Source organism: Verrucomicrobiales bacterium, from assembly GCA_016793885.1.
GTDB lineage: Bacteria > Verrucomicrobiota > Verrucomicrobiia > Limisphaerales > UBA11320 > UBA11320.
This window is the reverse complement of sequence record JAEUHE010000059.1, coordinates 1-1,544: the sequence shown is the minus strand read 5'-3', so window position 1 is coordinate 1,544 and position 1,544 is coordinate 1. Positions and strand designations below refer to the sequence as shown.

Sequence of the window (1,544 nt, the reverse complement as noted above, 5' to 3'; positions counted from 1 at the left end):
GACGGCACCGAGCTGCACCTTTTGGATTCGCAGAACCAACCGGTTCCCGAAGGGCAGCCGGGCGAGTTGTTCATCGGCGGGATCTGCCTGGCTCAAGGTTATTTGCACCAACCCGAGCTTACAGCCCAGCGGTTCGTCAGCGTCGCCTTGCCTTTGGCCCCTTCCCCTCGGCGACTCTACCGGACAGGCGACCTGGCGAAACTCCTTCCCGAGGGGGGGCTGCGTTTCCTCGGACGCGCTGACAACCAGGTCAAGATCCGGGGATTCCGGGTCGAGCTGGGGGAGATTGAAACCGTCGTGGGTTCGATGCCCCGCATCAAGGAGTGCGTCGTCGCCGCTCAGGGCGAGGGCGCAGAACGATCCCTGGTCGCCTATGTCGTACCGGCGACTGGCCAGTCGGTCACGTTGGCAGAGGTCCGAGAATTCGCGCGCTCACGCCTGGCGGATTACATGCTGCCGTCGCAACTGTTCACCCTGAGTTCTATTCCACTAACCCCCAGCGGGAAAGTTGACCGGCGAGCCTTAGCTACTCTTTCCCCTGCGGACCCCCGTCTGCATGGAAACCAGAATCCTCCACCTTTCCCGCCACCAGCGGCTGGAGAAGCACTCGTCAGGGCAACTTGGGAAAGCGTGCTTGGCCATTCCCGATTTACCTTGGAAGACAACTTCTTCGAGGTCGGCGGCCACTCGCTGCTCCTGGCTAAGCTGCAAAAGGGACTTCAGAACTCGTTGGGTGTTCAGATTCCGATCCTCTCGCTCCTGCAGCATACGAGCGTGGGCTCTCAAGCCTCGTTTGCTGCCGGGCTTTCGAGCACACCGGACGCGGTGGGCTGCAGCATGCCCCTGCCTCCGTCGCCCGCCGGGGAGCTCGGCTCCGCGCGACCTGACATTGCCATCATTGGCATGTCAGGAAGGTTCCCTGGCGCGGAAGGGGTTTCCGAGTTGTGGATCAAGATTTGTCAAGCCACGGAGTGCATCACGCATTTCAGCGATGAGGAACTGCTAAAAGCAGGTGCCAACCCCGACGACTTAAAGAACCCCGCATTCGTACGCGCTCGCGGCACTCTGCAACATCCCGAGATGTTCGACGCTGGTTTTTTCGGCTTCACCCCGCGCGACGCGGAATTAACCGACCCTCAGCATCGGCTTTTTCTGGAATGTGCTTGGGAAACATTTGAATCGGCAGGATATGTGCCCGACTCGATCCAAGGACGCGTGGGGGTGTATGCCGGCTCCAGCCTGAATACCTATTTTCTGGCGCATGTTCTGCAAAACCAGCAGAGCATTTCCGATTTCGCCCGGTCGTTCCAGGTCGATCGCTATCCCCTGCTCGTGGGAAACGACAAAGATTACCTGGCCACTCGGGTCGCCTATAAGTTCGATCTCCGCGGCCCGGCCATCACTATCCAAACTGCATGTTCGACCTCCCTGGTGGCCGTCGTGCAGGCCTGCGGGGCGCTTCAATCTCACCAATGTGATGTCGCTCTCGCCGGCGGGGTCTCCATCTCGTTCCCGCAGCAGAGGGGATATATCTACGAGGAGGG

The 1,544-nt window shown here is 60.3% G+C and carries 1 protein-coding gene; it reads left to right on the top strand.

The features are described from left to right. Positions 1–1,544: AMP-binding protein (locus tag JNN07_07610; GenBank protein MBL9167593.1), on the top strand; the 1,544-nt coding region annotated here is incomplete at both ends.